The organism is Pseudomonas sp. FFUP_PS_473 (assembly GCF_002858665.1).
Taxonomy (GTDB): Bacteria; Pseudomonadota; Gammaproteobacteria; order Pseudomonadales; family Pseudomonadaceae; genus Aquipseudomonas; species Aquipseudomonas defluvii.
In genome coordinates this window covers 20,515-41,694 of sequence record NZ_PJQQ01000016.1, presented here as the reverse complement: position 1 = coordinate 41,694, position 21,180 = coordinate 20,515, and the positions used below count along the sequence as shown (strand labels likewise).

The following is a 21,180-nucleotide window of genomic DNA, read 5'->3' as shown; positions in this document are numbered from 1 at the left end:
TGCGACAAGATATTTTTCTTTCAAAAGGGCTTGAATTGTTTCGCCAACTGCCTGACCTTGTAGTCAAGAGGCGATGACTGCCACGGTCCATACCGGCATCATCGATTCTCTTGCGAGCTAGCTGAATAAGGATTGATCTATGCAAGTCCATGTCAATAGCGACAACCATATTCAAAGCAGCATCCGGCTGGAACAGTGGGTCCGCAGCACCGTCGAACAACAGCTCGACCGCTTCGAAGAGGACCTCACACGCATCGAAGTTCATCTGGGGGACGAAAACGGTACCAAGCCCGGCCCACACGACAAACGTTGCCAGATGGAGGCTCGCCCCAAAGGCCACCAACCGATCTCCGTAACCCACAAGGCCGCTTCGCTTGAGCAGGCGGTGGACGGTGCAGCCGAGAAGCTCAACCACGCGCTGGAACACTTCTACGGAAAACTGCGCAGTAAACGTGCAGTGCCTCAGCAAAGCGCCGAAAGCGAACACACCGATCAGTTGCTACAGGAAGACTTCGAGGAAAATCAGCAAGCCCTCAATAGCTGAAGACGGCTAACCCCAGGTTGCTGACGAACCCCCGCTTTTTAGCGGGGGTTCTTTTTTTAGCCAACGAAATTCTGGCGCTGATCCCTGTGGGAGCGGGTCTTGCCCGCGATACAAACGCCGCGCACTCACGGACACCCCGCCGACCCCATCGCAGGCAAGCCAGCTCCAACAGAAAATGCAGCCTGTAGGAGCCGGGCTTGCCCGCGATGCAAACGCCGCATACTCACGAACACCCCGCCGACGCCATCGCAGGCAAGCCTGCTCCAACAGAAAATGCAACCTGTAGGCGCCGGGCTTGCCCGCGATGCAGTCGCCGCGCACTCACGGTCACCGCGCCGAGGCCATCGCAGGCAAGCCAGCTCCAACAGAAAATGCAACCTGTAGGCGCCGGGCTTGCCCGCGTTGCAGACGCCGCGAACTCGCGGGCACCCCACCGGCGCCATCGCAGGCAAGCCAGCTCCAACAGAAAATGCAGCCTGTAGGAGCCGGGCTTGCCCGCGATGCAGACGCCGCGCACTCACGGTCACCGCGCCGAGGCCATCGCAGGCAAGCCAGCTCCAACAGAAAATGCAACCTGTAGGAGCCGGGCTTGCCCGCGATACAAACGCCGCGCACTCGCGGGCACCCCACCGGCGCCATCGCAGGCAAGCCAGCTCCAACAGAGAATGCAGCCTGTAGGAGCGTATCCGATCCATTAACTACACCTACCGCCAGAAGCGCTTCGTGTTTACCGTGGCATTTCAGGCGAGCAGCTCCATGGCATTAGCGCTTCGTAGTCTTCAATCGACTGCGCATGCGGCAAGCGCTCCAGTACGTGGCGCAGCCACGTATAGGGTTCCTGGCCGTTGGCTTTGGCGGTTTCGACCAGGCTGTATATCTGCGCACTGGCGGTGGCGCCCTTGGGCGTGTCGCTGAACAGCCTGGCCTTGCGCCCGATCACAAACGGTTTAATTGCACGCTCCGCCGGGTTGTTGTCGATCGGTAAAAAACCAGCTTCTACATAACGCTCCAGTCGGCTCCAGTTGCTGGCCAGATAATTAACAGCCTTGCCCAGCACGCTTTGTGGCGTCACCTGTGACTGCGTTTTATCCAGCCAGCTTTTCAACTGAGCCAGGATCGGCAGGCTCTTTTCCTGGCGGACGATAAATCGCTGCTCATCGCTGACGTCCTTGAGTTCACGCTCGAAACCATACAGCTTGTTGATCAGCGTCAGCGCGATATCGGCACGCCCGGTCTTACCCTTGGGCTGCACTTTCTGAGCGTCCACGAACTTGCGTCGCGCATGGGCCATGCACGCCAGACGCTCCACGCCCGGTTGCAGCGCCAACGCGTTATAACCGGCGTAATCATCGGTCATGACGTAGCCACGATAATTTTCCAGCAGACGCAGCGGCACGTCCTGCGCACGGCTGGATGTGTAGTCGAATAGCACCACTTTGCGATCCGGCGGCCCGCTGGCCTGCACCCACATCCAGGATTGGCTGGTCGGGTCTCGATCAGGCTCTTTGAGTACCTGGACGCGGGTTTCATCACAGTGGATGACCGGGCTTTCCAGCAACCGATCACGCATCAGATTCAGCAGCGGTTGCAAATGCTCACCGCATTGGATGACCCAGCGGGCGAGGGTCTGACGCGGAATATCGATACCGTGTCGGCTCAATACCGTCTCGAAACGATGCAGCGGCAGGCCGTCAACGTACTTGGTGGTCAACAACATGGCCAACACGCTGGGGCTGGCCATGCTCTTTTCGATCAATTGAGCCGGCTTGTCAGCAGTGACCGGAGCCGTTTCACAACCACGGCAACCGTAGACTTTGCGGATGTGTTTGATCACCCGGATCTGCATCGGCACGATGTCCAGCTGCTCGCTGGTTTCTTCACTAATCACATGCTTGAGGCAACCGCAGGCGCAGGTCAGTTCGTGTTCAGGCAGTTCGTGGATGACTTCGATACGCGGCAGGTCAGCCGACAACGGTTTGCGTTTGCCACGGCGGGTGGTCGGTGCAACGACTTCTTCTTCGGTATCGACGATGAGAGGTATCGGCTCGCTTTCTGGCTCGTTGAACAGAGCCAGTTGCGGCGTGTTGGGCTCCACCGTCTGTTCGGATTTACGTCCGAACAGACGGTCGCGCAGCAACTTGATCTGTTCTTTCAGATCGACGATGTGGGTCTGGTAGGACTGAGCCACTTCCTCTTGACGGCTGAATGCTTCAAGCAGCATTTGCTTGAGCAAAACAGGATCGTCTGGAAGATCGTCGGGCATGAAAGTCATGCCCGGATTATACCGGCTCAGGCCACGAAACGTGGTGTCAGAACTTGATGAGGGCGGTTACGCCAGAGATCAAAACCATCAAGCAGCCAGTTCAACTCCTGAACGCTCAACATAATGGCTTCGTCGGTAACGTCGGGCGATGTTTTGAACCGTTCAGACTCGAGACGCTTGAGCCAAAGGCAGAAGCCGTTGCGCTCCCAGTAGAGGATTTTCACTCGGTTACGGTGGCGATTCAGAAAAACAAAAAGGACAGGATCGAACACGGCGACTTTGATATCCAGCTCGACCAGGGCGGCCAGGCCGTCGATGGATTTTCGGAAGTCCACGGGCTTGGGGTAGAGGTACACCTTTTCGACTTTGGCATCGGGTCGCATCATGGCAGGCGGGCTCCTGAGAAATTCGAGAGCACAGCATCGGGGATCAGAGGACGGCTTTGAATGTGGGGTTCATGGCGCGGTTACGTAGGAGCCGGGCTTGCCCGCGATACAAACGCCGCGCACTCGCGGGCACCCCACCGGCGCCATCGCAGGCAAGCCAGCTCCAACAGAGAATGCAGCCTGTAGGAGCTGGGCTTGCCCGCTATGCAGTCGCCGCGCACTCACTGGCACAACGCCGACGCCATCGCAGGCAGCCTGCTCCAACACAAACCGAGCAGCCCTATTTGGCCTCTTCGATGTCCTTACCGCTGGCGTTAATTGCCCTGCTCGAGGGGTAGCGGGACGAGGCGAAGCGAACCACCAGGATCGAGAACGACAGCAGCAGGATACCGCCACACACATACAACAGGCCTACGTCGGGGGCCTTGTGATGCGATACATCGCCGATCAGCAGACGGGTCAAGGCGGTGATCGCCACATACAACAGGAAGCGGATTGGCATGTGGTTGGTCTTGTCTCGGGCCGCCGCCTGCCACAATCACCACCGCGCACCACTATAGTGCGCAGCGGCACAGCCTCAGCTTATTTATTATTAATCCATAGATTTAAAATCTCATCCCCACGCTTTCTAATATACGCCAATATGACTGCCCGTTTCTCAGCATCATTCTCTTCATGTGCGATCTTAACCTGTTCAGCAAGTTCAACATGCATCTTTTTTGCCGGATCATATTTAGGCAAATTCATATGCTTAAATATATTACCCACTTGAATAGCAATGTTATGACTTTCTACATACTCCTTCACCATCTCGGAATTTAGTATTCCGCATAGAAAACAAGCTGATGCTGAGTCATCAAAAGCCACGAAATAAACTTTATGATCAGGAACAAACGGTCGTGGACCGATGTGTGGAACGTCTCCCATTCCGGCTACCGCCGCCGAAAAACTTCCAGACATCTCAGCCCATACCACCTTCCAAGGCTTAAAGGTAAAATCACCCACATTGTAAATTGCATAATATGGAGCACCGGGCATCCTACCTTTGTAGGTGGACCTACTTCTCAAGACCCCTTCAAAAGAATTGAAATAGGCTTTAGTTTTTGGCAGGGATTCCAGTTGCTTTAAAGAGTCTGCATATGCCTTCTGCACTATTCCGGCATTAGGAACTAATGCATACAAGCCATGCGAAGGTTTGAAATAACAGGCTTCGAAATCACTCGCGCCCTTAATCAAAGGAAAAAGCATATCTGCTTCGATGCGAACAGAGCGTGCAGCCCCGATATCACGCTTACCAGCCTCTGGCCTTGTCTTTATCTGAACCAAACCATTGCTCAATACCTTCTCAATAGGCACGAAATAGACACCATTGAGGTCTGCGGTTATACCTTTACGGCCAGCAACCCACGAAGATGCACCAGCCAAAGCGCTAATAGCCCCCCAACGACCGGGAGTTAGAATAGCCCAAGGACTTCCCTCATCACCAACCGGAACTGCTTCTTTATCAACAACGCTCATTGAGTTCAGAACAACTTCAAGACTGGAAGAAGGTTTGATGGATCTTCCACCCTTTTTCGCTGCATCCCAAACCCGATACGGAATAGGGTAAGTAGGTGCTTCAGCGCCTTTTTCAAAAAGCACAACCGCAGTTTTATTAGCGGCATCCGGAAACGGCTTAACGTTTTGCAAATCCTCAACAAACTTGGGATTCAGCCAGTTACTCTCATCAACTTTAAACTTTCTAAATCCTGATGACGAAGGAGATTGAAAAATACTTTGCGTTATCACAAAGGCCAACTTACCACCCACCTTCAACCATTTATCGCCTGTGGTATAGGTTATGATTGCCGAAATATCTAATTCATTACCACCATGAAATTTAGTTTTTGAAAAAATAGAATATTGTTCACAGGTAGGCTTTACCCTTTCACGATAAGCCTCTGGCAATTTAGACCAGCGAACCCACGGTGGGTTGCCACATACCAAATCAAATTGACCAGCAGTTGCGGACCAGAAAAAATTTCGGACAATCCTAAACCAAATCCCATTCCAATTCTGCCTGTGCAAACTTAGAACCTGATCATAAGTTTCATTCAGCGGCTTGCGCCATGAGCCTATTTTCTCGAGAGGAATCAACCCTGAACTGATAAGACTTTTTTCAGCCTGCTCATATTCTTTATCAGCCTCAACCGCCTCCCCCATAACCTCGAATACTTGATCAAGCAATGCCCTGTCCCATGCGAGAGCACCTGGCAAACGTATGTTCAGCTTAGCTACCTGACTGCCGATGTAATAAGAAACCACATCATCTTCCGACGAGGGATCATTCGCCGGAGAATAAATCGCATCAGCAAGCAAAATGGGGATTTCCACATCCTTGCCTGCGCAATCTCTGAGCAAATCAGCGATTTCCATAACGTAATTTACACGCGCTGTTTGCACTGCAAGAGGGTTAAGGTCAAAACCCCAGACGTTTTCGCAAATGAGATCTACTGTAGAAGCAGCATCAAGCCCAGCCTCTAGAGCTGCATTCCTCTTTCTTCTTATCATCTCGATTACAAAAGAACCAGAGCCGCAAGTAGGGTCCAAGCCCCTAACATTCAACCAATCCGCCACATCGGCGCTTGATAGAGTATGTTCAACGAGCCAATCAGGAGTATAAAACTCACCAAGACTTTTACGCAGCGTTTCAGGGACTAAACCCTGATAGAAGTCCCTTAGAACATCGCGAGTCCTCTCTAATCGATCAGTGCGATAAAGAGCAAGCTTACCAAGAACACCTCTCAACGCTTCGATAATCGAATCTTTTTTCGGATCAGTCCTGCTCGCATCCAGATACCAACTAAATATCGCCTCTTCGATAAAGCCCTTGATACCAGCATCAGTATAAATTCGTCCTCTTTCGATATCAGAGTCCAAGCTTTCTATCAATTGATTCCCATCAGGCAGAAACGCAATTCTCTGAGTAGGGCTGATTTGTGAAGATAAATTGTGAGCTGAGACAATTTCAGCCGCCAACAGCTTTATCACCAACGAGTTGTAGGTATGGATTACAAAAAGTCGCCCCGACATTGCCTGCGCGGCTGTCCCATGCCACTTGAATCTCAGAGTAGTATTGATCGTTTTTTGCTGCTCTGCTGACAAGTCAGCGACTTGGCCGTAGAGAGTCCTCCACTCCTCGAATAGCATTTTTATCTTATTATTATTTGCATCTTCAAGACTACGAGCTAACGCATCCGCCAAGCACTGCATCAGCGTAATAGCTTCGGGCGAGCCCTGCCCAAAGTCCTCAATAAGATTTTCAGATGTTACTGCCCTACGGTAATTATTACCAATGGCTTCAATTACGAGTTTTACTGAAGCTTCTGAAAAAGGCAGGAGGTGCTGGGTAGTTATTTTCCCACTGACGACCTGAGCAAAGCATACATGATCGCCATCTATGGCTATTCCAATATACTCATCTTGCGGAATTCCCTGCTTTTCTGACTGACGAATAATATATTTTAGAAGCCGATCTTCCGTAGCCTCGATAAATTTCGGACTATTTTTTGAACCTTTAAAAAAGCTTGGAGCCTTAAATTCAATAATTACATTATTGTAGCTGGCATCTTGCTTTGCTCTTTCAGCATCAAAATGAATACCAAGCGCATTTTCGATAGCGGAAATCCAAGCAACTCGAACCTCTTCCTCATTAGCCCAAGGACGATCTCGCTTGATGCTTATCGCATCATAAACTTTCTTTTCCAAGCTGCTCTCCAATATTATCGTCAGCTTCCGCCGAAACTCAAAAATGGTCGGCATTCTATACCATTACAGAGCCAATTGGAATGGCCAGCCTTTCATTTAACAGAATCCAACTTTCTCTTTTAAATACTCTCTAATTCCGCGACCCGCACCCAACCAAACTTAAAAAATAGAAATCAGAACATATGCGAGCATATTCAAATCACATTGCGCACAACGAAAAATAAAATAACATTAATTCAACACAAGAAAACACAACACCATACCAAATATTAAACCCTGCACCGCCAGCTAACCAATACCTTACACCAAACTTAGAAAACCAAAATTACCGTAAGCAATAAATTATATACACCACGCCAACGCACGGAGATAACAGACGCTGGCTTAACTCATAAAAACACGCACATAAAAAAGGCCGCATAATAGCGACCAAATTCATTGATTCGTTGTCAATCCGTCTTTTCTTTCACAGACGGGAAACGTGCCGAGGCATATCGCACGACCAGAATCGAAACGGCAAGCAGCACCACGCCACCTGTGAGGTAAAGAATCCCTTCATCTGGCGATTTATGATGCGACACATCGCTGATCAGCAGTCGAATCAGAGCCGTTACGCCGATGTAGAGCAGGAACCGCAATGGCATGTGATTTGTGCGGAAATAAATTCCGCTCATAGCCAGAAGCTCGAGATAGATGAACAGCAGCAAAATGTCATCGACGCTGATTTTGTCTTGATGAAGCATTCCAATGAAGGTGGTAATGCCTGCGTAGACTGTGATCGCCCCAATCGCAAAAAGCGCAAGGTAGTGGAACAACTCAACCCCGAGGTTCCCAAGGCTGTTTGCCCCAGCATGAACCCTTACGCGCATCCGATCCGCCCATTTCATACGTTCTCTCCCAACACACGCCGAAATCGGCAGAAAAAATCAACACAGCATTTCAGAACAAAAAAGAAGAAAGCCTACGCCATAAGCCAATGATTTTGCTTGGTTTTTATAAAAGTCATGCATTGAGAATAAATGTTAGATACAGGGTGATTGGTCTTGAAATAGATACCGACCATCGCCCCCAATTCCAGGTAGATGAACAACAGCAGGATGTCATCGACACTGACACCGCCCTTGCCCAGCATCTCCAGGAAGGTCACTACAGCGGCGTAAGCCGTGATCGCACCGATACCGAACAACGCCAGGTAATGGAACGCCTCAACGCACAAGTTACCCAGTGAGTCGGCAGAGCCATGCAGGCTTTTTCGCAGTTTGTCAGCCCAATTGTTATTCACGGTACAGATTCCTTGATACGGCTTGAAGGAGAATGCGGCAAGTACATGACGCTTTATCTGCATGCAGTAAAAAGGCCAGGCACTGGGTTTGAGAAGGCGGCAGATTGCCGCAAGGCACGTGCGCGTGCACCCGTTCAATGCGACCGGGGGCTAAAGACCGAGGCAGGGGCTACAAAAATGCCACTATTCAAAGCCGAGGGATTGCCTTATCCTCTTTACTGTACAAAAATACAGTATTCGTATTGTTCAATTATCGAAAGGCATGTGAGGTGATGAATGGCCGTCGAAGTGGTGTACCGCAGCAGCCGAGACCTGGAGCGCTTGTTCATGGATAAAGCCGAAGCAGACCGTCACGACAAGATGCTCGAGCTGGCTGAACTGCTGGCCGAAGTGCTGAAGAAAGCCGTGCCGTCACTGAGTGAACAGCAGGTTGAGGACGCCGGTATCTACATGGCGAAAAACCGCGACGTCTTCGCCAAGGCCTTCAAGAGCCAACCCGACGCGCTCAGCGAACTGCTGGGTGACGAAAGCCCTGCCGAGTAACCCACTCAAGGGTATAGCAGCCGCTCGGCCAGGGTTTGCGCAACGCGCGCTGGCGAGCGCTTCTCTGCCTGGGCATGGGCAAAGACCTCTGTCAGCCGCGACGGAATGCGCGCCAGGTGCTCGGTAATGGTCGGCAGCTATTCACCTTGGTGCTTGAGCGCCACATAAATCAGGCCGCCTGAGTTGATGATGTAATCCGGTGCGTACAGGATGCCGCGGTTTTCCAGCTGATCGGCCACCTGCAGGGTGGTCAGTTGGTTGTTCGCCGACCCTGCAACGGCAGCACAACGAAGCTGCATTACACTCTGCCCTGTAAGAATCGAACCCAAACCGCAGGGCGCAAAGATATCGCATGGGGTACTGATCAGCGCCTCAGACGCAATCGGATGGGCATTGAACTGCTCCATCGCCAATTGCACCCGCCCAGGATCATGATCGCTGACCAGCAGTTCTGCGCCCGCCGCATGCAACTGCTCCGCCAAGGCGAAGCCCACATTACCCAACCCTTGCACCGCCACGCGCAAGCCTTCCAGGTTGTCGCTGCCCAAGCGCGCCATTGAAGTCGCACGGATACCGGCAAACACGCCCATGGCCGAATACGGCGAGGGATCACCTGACGCCGTGGTGCTCGTGACATGCTGTGTTGTTTGCGCAATGCAGTCCATGTCCAGCGTCGACGTACCGCTGTCGATAGCCGTGATGTACCGCCCCTCGAGAGAATCGACAAAACGCCCGAAAGCCTCAAACAGCGCGGCTCGGTTTTCTACATGCGGGTTTCGAATGATCACCGCTTTGCCCCCACCCAGCGGCAAGCCGGCCAATGCAGCCTTGTAACTCATGCCCTGAGCCAGACGAATGGCGTCGATCATCGCACTGTCATCGTCGGGGTAGGCCAGGTAGCGACACCCGCCCATGGCGGGGCCACGCTGCTCACTGTGGATAGCAATCACGGCCTTGAGCCCGGTCGGAGGATCGATACACAGGTGCAGCGAGTGGGTGCGCGTGCTTTGCATCAGCGAAAACATCGACAAGCTCCCGAATTGCTGGGTGCTGATGCAAGTATAGGCACGCTCCGGGCAACTGATAGCGCTACTGGACGAAAGCCACGCAGGGGGCTAAAAAATAAGCGTAAGCGGAGACTTTCATGAACCCACGCAAAGCCTGTCTGGCCTGCCTCGAACGTGACCCTGTCGCGCTGTTTGAAGCGGGGTTGTGGATCGCCGCCGAGCATGACCCCGGCGTGCAACCTGCCGACTGCCTGGCGCAGGTGCAAACGCTGCAACGCGAGGTCAGTGTTGGCCTGCCCATGTTGTCTGTGAACGAACTGGCCCAGCCTCTGCTGCGGCAGCTCTGCGCGTTGGGGTTTCAGCAGGATGAGTATTACCCCTTGCGCCCTCAGGCAGCCTTGCTGGACAAGGTGCTGCTGCGCCGTCGCGGCCAGCCGCTGGCCTTGGCACTGTTGAGCCTCGAACTGGCCCGCAGCTTGTCCATTCCACTGGAGGGGGTGAACTTTCCGGGATACTTCCTGCTGCGAGTACCGGGCGCCGACCACCTGCTCGACCCGTGTGGTGGACGTCGCCTGTACCCTGCCGACTGTCGCGAATTGCTCGGCCTGCAGTTCGGCCCGCAAATGACCTTGAGCGCAGAACACCTGCTGACCGCCAGCCCACGCCAGATGCTGCAACGCCTTTCACGCAACCTGCGGCAATTGCACACCACCCATGACGACGACCTGGCAGCACTGAAAGATGCTGAACGGGTCGTCGAACTAGGGGCAGCCAATGCCAGTGACTACCTGGCCAGAGCCACGCTCTACCAGCGACTGGATTGCCCACAGGCCGAACGTTTCGACCTGGAGCATGCCTTGTTGCTCAGCGAAGACCCGATCCAGCGTTTACGCCTGACCGAGCGCCTGAGCCACCTGCCCCCCAAAGCGACATCGATTCATTGAACCTAATCACCTGCCGCGTCATGGGGTATCCGGTTGGTTAGACGGGTGTGCCTGAATGAACGCCGGGTGTTGCGCGGCCAGCGCCGCTACCCGATTGATGCGAGGATAAGCGCCGAGATCGATGCTGAACCGCTGCGCGGCATACAACTGGGGAATCAAGTAGACATCCGCCAAGCCCGGTTGTGCGCCGAAGCAGTAGCCACTGTCACCGATCAACTGCTCAACCGCCGCCAGCCCTTGGCTGATCCAGTGGGCGATCCACTGGTTGACCTGCGTTTCGTCATGCCCTAGCTGACGCAGTTGGTTGAGCACACTGACATTGTGCAACGGGTGGATGTCACAACCAATCAGCGCCGCCACCCCACGCACTTGAGCGCGTTGCTCAAGTGCAGCAGGCAGCAGTGCCGGCTGTGGATAACGTTCTTCCAGATACTCGATGATCGCCGGCGACTGTAACAACAAGGCCCCCGAGTCGACCCTCAGGGCCGGTACACGGCCCTGAGGATTGAGCGCCAAAAACGCAGGCTCACGCTGCTCGCCTTTGAGCAGGTTGACCGGCAGGGACTGGAAATCCAGCCCCTTGAGCGCCAGGGCAATCCGTACCCGGTACGACGACGTCGAACGAAAGTAGGTATAGAGTTCCATGCCCTGCCCTCTTTTTTAGTGTGCTGGCAGGATCTTGCCGCGGCACTCACCAAAACCGATGCTGGCAACACCGTCGCGGATGCAACGGGCGCGCAGGATGATCTCGTCACCGTCTTCAAGGAAGCGGCGCACTTCGCCGGATGCCAGCTCGATCGGCTCCTTGCCGCCCTGGGTGATCTCCAGCAGGCTGCCGAACTGGCCGGGTTTAGCGCCCGACAGGGTGCCAGAACCGAACAGGTCGCCCGATTGCAGCTGGCAACCGTTGACACTGTGGTGCGCGACCATCTGCGCCACGGTCCAGTACATGCTCAAGGTGTTGCTCAGGGTCAGGCGATGGGCCGGCAGGTTCTGCTCACGCATGCGCTCGGTCACCAGCAGCACTTCCAGCTCGATGTCGAAGGCGCCCAGCGCCTGATCGCGCTTGTCGAGCAGGTAAGGCAGTGGCTGCGGGTCGCCTTCCGGGCGTGCCGGTTGGGCGCAACGGAACGGCTCCAGCGCTTCGGCCGTCACCACCCACGGCGAAACCGTAGAGATGAAGCTCTTGGACAGGAACGGGCCCAGTGGCTGGTACTCCCACGCCTGGATGTCACGTGCCGACCAGTCATTGAGCAGACAGAAGCCGGCGATATGCTCAGCCGCTTCGGCCACCGGAATGGCCTCGCCCAACGCGTTGCCCTGGCCGATCCAGATGCCCAGCTCCAGCTCGTAATCAAGCCGTGCGCAAGGGCCGAAGGTCGGCTCGCTCTGCCCGGCAGGCAGGGTTTGGCCCTTCGGCCGACGGACATCCGTACCCGACGGACGAATGGTCGAAGCACGGCCGTGATAACCAATCGGCACATACTTGTAGTTCGGCAGCAAAGGGTTGTCCGGACGGAACAGTTTGCCAACGTTCTTGGCGTGTTCGATGCCTACGTAGAAGTCGGTGTAATCGCCAATCCGAGCAGGCAGGTGCAACTGGCACTCAGCAGCCGGATACAGCAGTGGTCGCAGTGCGGCCTGGTGCTCGCTGTGTTCACCCAACAGCGCCAGCAGACGCTCGCGCAGGGCAACCCGGGCACCACGGCCCAATGCGAAGAACGCATTCAGCGCACCGCCACGGGTAGCCTCGACAGCAGCACGGGCTTGGCCCTCGAACAGGCCCGCGGCCAAAGCGCCTTCCAGGTCAAGGATGGCATCGCCAATGGCAACACCACAGCGTGGCGCCTGGTCGTTACGGCTGAAGATACCCAGGGGCAGGTTCTGCAGCGGGAAATCGCTATGCCCGTTGGCGTGATCGACCCAACTACGGGCAATGGCGGACTGATTCATGGGTTATCTCCGATTCGGGGTGAAGGTGCTCGGCAACGATGCCCAGCAACTATCGTAGTCGGCCTGCAATTGCGGGCATTCCAGTGCATGGCGCGTCGGTCTCAGCATCTGGCTGGTCTCGAACATGAAGGCCATGGTGTTATCGATCTTGTTCGGTGCCAGGTCAGCGGCAATCGCCTTGGCACAGGTTTCAGCATCCGGGCCATGGGCGCTCATGCAGCTGTGCAGCGACGCACCGCCAGGCAGGAAACCTTCGGCCTTGGCGTCATAAGCCCCCTGGATCAGGCCCATGAACTCGTTCATCAGGTTGCGGTGGAACCATGGCGGACGGAAGGTGTTCTCGGCCACCATCCAGCGTGGCGGGAAAATCACGAAGTCGATGTTGGCCATGCCCGGCACGCTGGTCGGCGAGGTCAGTACGGTGAAAATCGATGGGTCCGGGTGGTCGAAGCTGACGGTGCCAATGGTGTTGAAACGGCGCAGGTCGTACTTGTACGGCACGTTGTTGCCATGCCACGCCACCACATCCAAAGGCGAATGCTGCAACACACAGCCCCACAGCTCACCCAGGAACTTCTGCACCAACGGCACAGGGCCCTGGTGCTCTTCGTAATGGGCCACCGGCGCCAGGAAATCACGCGGGTTGGCCAGGCCGTTACTGCCAATCGGGCCAAGGTCCGGGATACGCAGCGGCGCACCGTGGTTCTCGGCGATGTAGCCGCGCGCGGTACCGTCGAGCAGTTCGACACGGAACTTCAAGCCACGCGGCAGCACGGCGATTTCCAGTGGTTCGACCTCCAGCACACCCAGCTCGGTGGCGATACGCAGGCGGCCCTGCTCCGGCACCAGCAACAGTTCGCCGTCGGCGTTGAAGAACACGCGCTCCATCGAGCGATTGGCGCAATAGCTGTAGACGCTCACACCCGCTGGCTTGTCAGCAGCCGAGTTGGCCGCCATGGCGACCCAGCCGTCGATGAAATCGGTCGGCTCGGCGGGGATATCCAGCGGGTTCCAGCGCAGCCGGTTTGGCGTCACCGCGCCCAATGGGCCACCGGCCAACTGACGCTCCAGGCGCTCGAACGCCGGATGCAGGGCCGACGGCCGGATACGGTACATCCAGGTGCGGCGCAGTTCACTGCGGGTCATGGTGAACGCGGTGCCGGAGAACAGTTCGGCGTACAGCCCGTACGGGGCCTTTTGCGGAGAGTTTTGCCCGATGGGCAGGGCGCCCGGCAATGCTTCGCTGGCGAATTCGTTACCGAAACCGCTCTGGTAGCTGAGTGAGGACGTGGAATCGAGGTTCATCGAGACTCCTGGCCATGAGGCCGGTTACGGGCAGTTGGCTGCGAACCGACCAGGCGGTGACAGCACGTCTGCATTATTTTTATCGTAATCACATTACGCATAACGTAATTTGATTGCCAAAGTCCGTCAAGCTATAAAGACGCCCTCCTGTCTCTCCCGGATCGAATGCCCCATGGCCAAAGCCAGCTCCACCGCCGATAGCACCGGCAAACAGAAGGTTCGCTCGGCAGAGGTCGGCACCGACATCCTCAAGGCCCTGGCTGAACTGTCGCCCGCCACGTCACTGTCACGCCTGGCCGAACACGTTCAAATGCCCGCAAGCAAGGTTCACCGCTACCTGCAGGCGTTGATCGCCAGCGGTTTTGCCGAACAGAACCCGGCGACCAACCACTACGGGCTGGGCCGTGAAGCGCTGCGCATCGGCCTGGCCGCACTGGGTGGCATCGATGTATTGAAGGTCGGCGCAATGCCGCTGTCGCAATTACGTGATGAGCTTAATGAAAGCTGCTTTTTGGCCGTATGGGGCAATAAGGGCCCGACCGTGGTCAGCATTGAGCCTGCCGTGCGTGCCGTAACCGTAGTCACGCAGATCGGCTCGGTACTGCCGCTGCTCAGCTCATCCACCGGACTGGTGTTCGGGGCCTACCTGCCGGAGCGCGAAACCCTCGAGCTGCGCGATCAGGAACTGGCGGCCCTGAAGCAGACCGCCAGTGAGTACGACGCCTTGTTTGCGCAAATCCGCGAACGTGGCCTGCACCATATCCACGGCCTGCTGATGCCGGGCGTCGATGCGCTGTCAGCACCCGTGTTCAACGCGGTCGGCAAGATCGCGGCGGTTATCACCGTGGTCGGCCCGACCTCGATCTTTCATGCCGATGAACAGGGGCCAGCCGCTCAACGGCTGCTGGCCACTGCAAAAACCATTAGCTGGCGAATGGGGCATGACCTTTAGGGAGCGCCTGCGCGCTGGCTTCCAGGTCACCAAGGAACAGCGTCAGCTCTTCCTTGAACACCTTGTAGGTCGGGGTCGCGGCCTTGGGGGCGACGGGTGCTACGAGCTCCTTGCACAAGTTTTTGAGCAACGCCACCTGGGCAGAGCTCGGCCCACTCGACAACTTGGAAAGGGCAGCAAGCAAGCGCCCCCATCCCCCTACCATCGAGAACACCCCCAACCCTGACAACGCAAAGGAAACCAGCGCTGAAGCCCGGTCACCATCACGGTAGGCCAGCGCCCCCTTCGTGAATGCTCGCAACGTAGTAAAGGCCGATATCGCCATTGACGCCGGTGGAAACGGCATCGAAAGAATGGACGCGGTACTGAGCACCACCTCAAACAACAACCGCGATATCCGCTCGGCAACGCTGGTCGTGTCGTGATCAACATCGTCGATGATGCGCAGCGTCATGGCATCGAACTCATCACCAAGATCACTGATCCGGGTGTACTCACCGTAGGCACTGACGATCAGATCGGTGGGGTCACCCGCGCGCGCGATATCGTTAATCAAGGTACCGATGATCCGCTGATCCTTGATCGCCACTCGGCGATAGAAGTAATCACCGAGGCCATACGCCTTCCATTGACTGATCAGGTCTTCCCGACTGCGCAACCAGCGGCCATCAGGGGCATCCGGTGTGTACAGCAGGTCGTCCGCGGCATTGCCCTGCATGTGCCGGAGAATATAGACACCTTCGATACGCTGGCCGCGCAAGGCAAGCTGGTACACACCGTCCTTTTGGTAGGTTCTGTCGCCACCCACCACGGGCGGTTCGAGTTCCAGCAGCGATTCGACCGTCGCCTTCATCCAGCGGCGCTGCGCTGACGAAAGGTTCCCCTGCAACACTTCGCAGAGCGCGGTCCGCGTGATCTGCAGGCGCAACAAGTGGCCATGCAATGCGCGATACAGGCCGTATTTCGCATCGGTCTTCACCAGTGTCTGCTTGGCCTGCGCGATATAGCGCTCCCCCAACTTTGCCGAACGTATGTAGCTCGCCACACGTCGACGATCAAGCCTCGACAGATCCTGCCCACGGGTTGAGGCGAACCTGGCGAACTCCTCGAAATTGAAACTGCTGCCGTATCCGCTTATCACCACTTGAGTCAACGTCATCTCGGCGCCCGCCTCAAGTGTTACCAACACCGTGTCAGGGTCTACCCAGCCACCCGTTGAGTTCGAACCGAGCAACGTGTTGAGCCATTGCCCGACTTCATGGTGGGCAAAGCTTCGGAAATGGGGAAGGCTGTAGTGTTTTTCATATTCCTGGCCAAGTGCCTGCAACATGAAGTCCAGGTTGCTCAGTGCCTGACGGTCGTTGGGGGTAGCATCGCGGTACCATTGCGGCGTGACGGCCTGCAGCTCATCCAGCAGACCCTCCACTTTCATTGAGGCAATCTTGGACAGCGCGTCGCTCCATGTGCTTGCCTCCCAAGGCTTCAGCACCATGCTGTTACGTATCCAATGCGTGGTGGAGCGATGCTGTTGCTCAAGATGGCGCCTGAAGCCGGACCGCTCTGCAAAGGCAACCTGGCCGACCAGATAATCACAGCCTGGCGCTGTAGCTGACCACCCAGCCATGGCGTCGCTCAGATGATGCACAGCGTCAAACACCCTGACATCCCCACCTGGCGCACCCGGCGCGTAAACGATATAGCGCCAGTCATCACCCTGGGGATAACGCACATAGAACAGATCCTTCAGTACCACCCCTTGCTCATTGAGCAACACACATCCCACCTCGACACCCAGCGACGCCAACGAGCCGTTGTGCTGAGCAAGGCGTTCAAACACCTCAAATGCCGTTGGGTCCATGCCCTGATAACGCGCACTCAGAAACGACAACGACAAGCGCGCCTGCAGGGCGTCGGCCATCGCCGCTGTTCCCTCCTCTGTCAGGTAAAGGGCTTGCACGGCATCGATGTAACCCATGCGCAGATTCAGCTCGGCAATCATCGCAGCAATGAACTGCGCCGAAAGGTCTGGCCCTTGGACAACCTGCACAACGACCTGAGCCTCTTGCCCTTGATAGCCTCCCGAGAGCACCCATTGGCCAAGGCTCAATTGCCGGCTGCCGGTTTGTACATGGCCATCGAGGTCTATTGAGTACGCGACATTGAGCACAACCTGCTCAGCGTCAATGGTCAGCCCCAGATGCTTTTGCACATATGCCTGGATTTGCAGGCGGGCATAATCCTCATGGCTGGCATGCCCCTCAAGCAACGTATCTACACGCAGTTGGGCATCTTCGAGCGTTTTTTCACGCTGCTCATAAGCGACTTTTTCGTCACCGACCAGAAACCGCAACCAGTCTGGTTGACGGGAAACACGGTACTGCCTGAGGCGATCGGCATGACGCGCCTGAAGCGTTGAAACCAGTACGCGCTGCTGCTCCATCGCAGCCAGCGCTTCCCACACCTGAGGTGCAGGCTGCGAGTGAGCACGTGCGTTCTGCAGGATGTCGAGAAACCACTGTCGCTGAGTACGCTGCAGATCTGCAACGTGTTGTTTGAACACGTCTTCAGCAAAAGGCTGCTCGACAACCGTGAGCGTCTGCCCCTGAAGCAGGGCCTGTTGCGCAGGCGCCAAGTGCTGTAACAGTGGTTGACGCGTTTCAGTTTTTTGCAGGCGCCACGTCACGTCACCCAGCAGCGACTGAAGATCACCATACAGCCCTAGCCCATCCCAGGTGCTGTACAAACACACCACCGTGTCGGCGGGATGCTCGGCAAAATCACCTGATACGAAGGCCTGCGAAAGTGGAATGGCCTGCCCGCTATCGTCAAGCAGCGAAAGTGTCCTGAGCGTCGCATCAGCATTAAAGATGCTCTCCTCCAACTGCTTGCAACGGGCGGCCCTTTCAGGTCGCCCCTTGGCCCATAAATGAATATCGAGAAAGAACAGATAGGCCAGCAGTTGGTGAAGCCTGTTTGGGCCAAACGCTTCATCGGGGCTTAACGCACCCGCCCAAAAATCTTGAAGTTGCTCCAACCATGTATCAGCCCACTGGGGAAGCAGTTCGCCAAGCACCTGATGAATAAGGTTTACATCGGCATCGATGGGCTGAGTTACACCCGCCGCGAAAAGCTGCGGGCCCATTTGCTCAAGCGACAGTGCCTGCTGATCAATCATGGCCTGCAGCGCAAGGTCGATCAGCGGTACGCCCTGTTGAACCCGCAAGGCCTGAAGATCAACATCGCAACCCAACGCAGCCATTCGCACCTGAAACTGTTGACGTATGACCTGCGCTAAAGAAGGGGCCGTGCTTAAAACCGACTGTATCTTCAATACGGTATTGGTCATTTCAAGTAGAAGCTCTTGCACACTGAAGTTCTCCAGTCGTTCAGTGGACAATGTAAACGGTGTAGAGGTATTCATTCGCCATCCTTGTGAATGTGGTTATTAGCGGCCAAGAAACTACCCACAAGAACGTGCAAACCCAAGAGGAGAAAGTGCCTGAAAAGTATCAAAATTAATCAGAACTAATGGATCCAATTAATGCGCCCAGTACTTAAAAGTGTTTTCCTTCAGCGCGCTTTTTTACAACCCACTTACTGCCTGTTTTCTGACATAAAAAACACCCGCAAACAAAACACCAACACGCCGTCTTGCCTGCGGTGAAAGTGCTGCATAACCTAAAACTATTACAGCCTGCGTAAAAGAGAATGTCAGAAACCACTATTTTTCCTGAAAGATCAGCGCCTTATTCTAAGCCCACCTGCCCAGTAGAGCCGCTCAACAAGCAACTCCTGGCAGGCTTGTAGGCTTACTCAATAGCGGAGTACCTACCCAGTTCACCGACGTTGATTTTGAAGCTCCTTGATCTACGTCTTACTTGGCCGCTGCTTTGCAGCGGCCTTTTTTATTCTGTACCGCTGCGGGCTTCAGTCGGCCGCGTCATCGCAGTGAAGCGATGAGCGATCGGTGCCAGAATCAAATCATTTGTGGCAGCGTCACCGGGCCCACACCAACAGGAACATCCTCAACATTCAGGATCAGGCCTGTTTCAGTGGCCGCCCCAGCCGGGAGTAAGCGCGGAACGCCAGGTAGTGATACAGCACCTGGACCGGTGATTCAGTGTGTGGGTAATGGCCAATTCCCGGCAGCAGCACCGTATCGGGCTCCGGCACCAACTGCCGGTAACGCTCAACCACATGGCCTCCGCAAACCGGGTCTACCAGGCCATTGATAAACCGTAGCGGCACACCGCCCACCAGCAACGCCCCGACCCAGCGCTCGCGATAGGTCATGCACTCCAACGGGTAGGTACTGAGCTTGTGCAATACCCGCATGCCACGGTTGGCAACCATCAGGCTCCAGCAGTCATCCAGCGCACTTTCACTGGGACGGGTGCGAGGCCCATAGATCTTGCTGACGCAATTGACCAGATCATCACGCCGGAAAGAGCGTGCCACCAACCAGCCAAGCCGACTGAGCAGCAGCTTATGAATCAGCAGAGGCCGATGGCACTCGGGGAACAGCGCTGCATTGAGGAACACGCAACTGGCGATCTGCGCCCGCCCTTCATGGTGACGCGCCAGCAGCTCCTGAGCGACCGTAGCCCCATAATCATGCCCCAACAGATGCACGGGCTCAGTGACCTGCAGGTGCTCGAGCAACGCCTGCTGGATATCCGCCTGCTCCATCAGGCTGTAGCTGTAGTGCAGGGGCTTTGAGGAATCGCCAAAACCGAGCATGTCACAGGCAATCACCTGATAGCGCTGTGCTAGAGGCTGCCAGAGATAGTGCCAATCCCAACTGGCGGTTGGAAAGCCATGGAGCAACAGCAGTGGTTCGCCATGGCCGGCGGTCCAGTAACGGAGGGTTTGGCCCCGGAACGAAAAATGATGCCCCCGGGTGCGCCAGACACTTAACGGTATCTCGGCAAGAGGCATCTGCGCAGTCCCCGTGGCGTGGTCGAAGTCCTGTTGAGCAAGGTATTGGCGGTATTCATTGCAATCACCTCGGCACGTTCATGTGCGCTGCTGGCAAACAGTCTAGCCAGCTTTGATCAACCCGAGAGTTGCATTGCCAGCCAGCCTATTGACCGTGTGAGTCATTGCGCAAAAATGTCAGGACAAGGCGACCAACAGCACTGCTCAGCCGCGCAGGGCAGCAGCAAACCCGGCCAACCAGGGTTCGGCATCGGTCTCCGGGGTAACGGTCTCACTGGCATCCAGGCGCAGCATCGGCTGCACTTCCTTCAGGCCCATCTCGGCAAACAATTCGCGCAATTGTTCACCGCCAGCACAGAAGGTATCGCCGTAGCTCGAATCGCCCAGACCGATCACGGCACCAGGCAATCCACGCCAAATTGCCGGCAAGGCATCGCGGATTTCACAGAACAGCGGCATCAGGTTGTCTGGCAATTCGCCCATGCCGGTGGTCGACGTCACGGCCAGAAAAGCCTCTGGGGCAAAACCTTGCAGGTCTTGAAGGGTCGCCCGGCCAGCATGCCAAGCCTCAAAACCAGCGGCTTTGAGCAACGACTCGGCGTGGCGAGCAACTTCGTCGGCAGTACCATAGACCGAACCGGAAAGGATGGCGACTTTCATAGTAGATTCCGAAACTGAGTAAAAACGTAGGATACTAACACCGCAGGCTGGCAAATGGCCCCACGCCAAAGGTGTAGGGCTACGCGCAATCTTCTAGAATCAGCCATCCTGTCAGGTCGTTCTTCCCATTTTGCAGGCCCTTGTCCATGATCAACGCCAAACTGCTGCAACGCATGATTGACGCCTCCACAGACGGCATTGTGGTCGCGGAACAGGAAGGCGACGACACCATCCTGATCTACGTAAACGCCGCCTTCGAGCGTATCACCGGCTATACCGCCAACGATGTGCTCTACCGCGACTGCCGTTTCCTGCAACAGAACGAGCGCGACCAACCGGCACGCGCACGTATCCGCCAAGCCATCAAGGAAGGCCGCCCCTGCCGAGAAATCCTGCACAACTTCCGCAAGGATGGCACCGCCTTCTGGAACGAACTGTCGATCACGCCCGTCTACAATGAAGCCGATCAGCTGAAGTACTTCATTGGCATTCAGAACGATGTCAGCCGCCAGGTGGAAGCCGAACAGCGTGCGGCACAGCTGGAGCAGCAACTGGCCGAGGCCTTGGCCCGCATCAAGGTACTGGAAAGCGACCAACGGTCGTAAACAAAGCGGGCAGATTGTTGTCCATCAATTTACCGCCTCGTAGACCGATCA

The 21,180-nt window shown here is 55.8% G+C and carries 16 protein-coding genes and 3 pseudogenes; 6 read left to right on the top strand and 13 right to left on the bottom strand.

The window, feature by feature from the left end:
- Positions 1-139 precede the first annotated feature (139 nt).
- Positions 140-544 carry an HPF/RaiA family ribosome-associated protein gene (locus tag CYD26_RS13000; RefSeq protein WP_102052782.1) on the top strand — a complete coding sequence of 135 codons (405 nt, stop codon included), beginning with the start codon at positions 140-142 and terminating at the stop codon, positions 542-544.
- A gap of 727 nt (positions 545-1,271) precedes the next feature.
- Here the strand turns inward: CYD26_RS13000 and CYD26_RS12995 are convergent.
- The 6 genes and pseudogenes from CYD26_RS12995 to CYD26_RS12970 form a co-directional block, all read right to left on the bottom strand.
- Positions 1,272-2,816 carry an IS66 family transposase gene (locus tag CYD26_RS12995; RefSeq protein ID WP_102052781.1) on the bottom strand — a complete coding sequence of 515 codons (1,545 nt, stop codon included), beginning with the start codon at positions 2,814-2,816 and terminating at the stop codon, positions 1,272-1,274.
- A 17-nt stretch (positions 2,817-2,833) separates the two neighbouring features.
- Positions 2,834-3,193 (bottom strand): IS66 family insertion sequence element accessory protein TnpB, encoded by a 360-nt coding sequence (tnpB, locus tag CYD26_RS12990; protein ID WP_244160011.1) that lies wholly within the window; start codon positions 3,191-3,193, stop codon positions 2,834-2,836.
- Positions 3,194-3,473: 280 nt separating this feature from the next.
- Positions 3,474-3,707 (bottom strand): annotated as a pseudogene (locus CYD26_RS12985) (phosphate-starvation-inducible PsiE family protein); the annotation flags it as partial.
- Positions 3,708-3,775: 68 nt separating this feature from the next.
- Complete coding sequence (locus CYD26_RS12980; protein WP_102052806.1) at positions 3,776-6,940, bottom strand: Eco57I restriction-modification methylase domain-containing protein; 3,165 nt, start codon at positions 6,938-6,940, stop codon at positions 3,776-3,778.
- Between the two features lie 449 nt (positions 6,941-7,389).
- Positions 7,390-7,827, bottom strand: coding sequence for a phosphate-starvation-inducible protein PsiE (locus CYD26_RS12975; protein ID WP_102052780.1), 438 nt, complete (start codon positions 7,825-7,827; stop codon positions 7,390-7,392).
- A 146-nt stretch (positions 7,828-7,973) separates the two neighbouring features.
- Positions 7,974-8,222: pseudogene (locus CYD26_RS12970) on the bottom strand (phosphate-starvation-inducible PsiE family protein); the annotation flags it as partial.
- A 276-nt stretch (positions 8,223-8,498) separates the two neighbouring features.
- Between CYD26_RS12970 and CYD26_RS12965 the strand changes: the two are divergent.
- Positions 8,499-8,765, top strand: coding sequence for a YebG family protein (locus CYD26_RS12965; protein WP_065758788.1), 267 nt, complete (start codon positions 8,499-8,501; stop codon positions 8,763-8,765).
- Between the two features lie 5 nt (positions 8,766-8,770).
- Here CYD26_RS12965 and CYD26_RS12960 read toward each other — a convergent pair.
- Positions 8,771-9,790 (bottom strand): annotated as a pseudogene (locus CYD26_RS12960) (Leu/Phe/Val dehydrogenase).
- Positions 9,791-9,909: 119 nt separating this feature from the next.
- On the opposite strand from CYD26_RS12960, the gene CYD26_RS12955 reads away from it, so the two are divergent.
- Positions 9,910-10,716, top strand: coding sequence for a SirB1 family protein (locus CYD26_RS12955; protein WP_102052778.1), 807 nt, complete (start codon positions 9,910-9,912; stop codon positions 10,714-10,716).
- A gap of 18 nt (positions 10,717-10,734) precedes the next feature.
- Here the strand turns inward: CYD26_RS12955 and maiA are convergent, their stop codons facing one another.
- Genes maiA through hmgA form a run of 3 tightly spaced genes read right to left on the bottom strand, consistent with a single transcriptional unit; the run spans position 10,735 to position 13,974 of the window.
- The gene (gene maiA, locus CYD26_RS12950; RefSeq protein ID WP_102052777.1) at positions 10,735-11,361 is read right to left on the bottom strand and encodes a maleylacetoacetate isomerase; all 627 of its coding nucleotides are present in this window, start codon (positions 11,359-11,361) and stop codon (positions 10,735-10,737) included.
- Between the two features lie 15 nt (positions 11,362-11,376).
- Positions 11,377-12,669 (bottom strand): fumarylacetoacetase, encoded by a 1,293-nt coding sequence (gene fahA / locus CYD26_RS12945; RefSeq protein WP_102052776.1) that lies wholly within the window; start codon positions 12,667-12,669, stop codon positions 11,377-11,379.
- A gap of 3 nt (positions 12,670-12,672) precedes the next feature.
- The gene (gene hmgA, locus CYD26_RS12940) at positions 12,673-13,974 is read right to left on the bottom strand and encodes a homogentisate 1,2-dioxygenase (RefSeq protein ID WP_102052775.1); all 1,302 of its coding nucleotides are present in this window, start codon (positions 13,972-13,974) and stop codon (positions 12,673-12,675) included.
- A 172-nt stretch (positions 13,975-14,146) separates the two neighbouring features.
- On the opposite strand from hmgA, the gene CYD26_RS12935 reads away from it, so the two are divergent.
- Positions 14,147-14,926, top strand: a complete 780-nt coding sequence (locus CYD26_RS12935; RefSeq protein WP_065758794.1) for an IclR family transcriptional regulator — start codon at positions 14,147-14,149, stop codon at positions 14,924-14,926.
- Here CYD26_RS12935 and CYD26_RS12930 read toward each other — a convergent pair.
- Positions 14,898-17,669 (bottom strand): hypothetical protein, encoded by a 2,772-nt coding sequence (locus CYD26_RS12930; RefSeq protein WP_145991790.1) that lies wholly within the window; start codon positions 17,667-17,669, stop codon positions 14,898-14,900. The two genes, CYD26_RS12935 and CYD26_RS12930, sit on opposite strands and share 29 nt — an antisense overlap.
- A 333-nt stretch (positions 17,670-18,002) precedes the next feature.
- Here CYD26_RS12930 and CYD26_RS12925 point away from each other — a divergent pair, with 333 nt between their 5' ends.
- Positions 18,003-18,221 carry a hypothetical protein gene (locus tag CYD26_RS12925; protein WP_099775759.1) on the top strand — a complete coding sequence of 73 codons (219 nt, stop codon included), beginning with the start codon at positions 18,003-18,005 and terminating at the stop codon, positions 18,219-18,221.
- A 743-nt stretch (positions 18,222-18,964) separates the two neighbouring features.
- On the opposite strand, the gene CYD26_RS12920 is transcribed toward CYD26_RS12925, so the two are convergent.
- Positions 18,965-19,864, bottom strand: coding sequence for an alpha/beta fold hydrolase (locus tag CYD26_RS12920; protein WP_099775760.1), 900 nt, complete (start codon positions 19,862-19,864; stop codon positions 18,965-18,967).
- Between the two features lie 204 nt (positions 19,865-20,068).
- Entirely contained in the window at positions 20,069-20,524 is a 456-nt protein-coding gene (locus tag CYD26_RS12915; protein ID WP_099775761.1) for a flavodoxin, read from the bottom strand.
- A 146-nt stretch (positions 20,525-20,670) separates the two neighbouring features.
- On the opposite strand from CYD26_RS12915, the gene CYD26_RS12910 reads away from it, so the two are divergent.
- Positions 20,671-21,129, top strand: a complete 459-nt coding sequence (locus CYD26_RS12910; protein WP_065758799.1) for a PAS domain S-box protein — start codon at positions 20,671-20,673, stop codon at positions 21,127-21,129.
- Positions 21,130-21,180 lie beyond the last annotated feature (51 nt).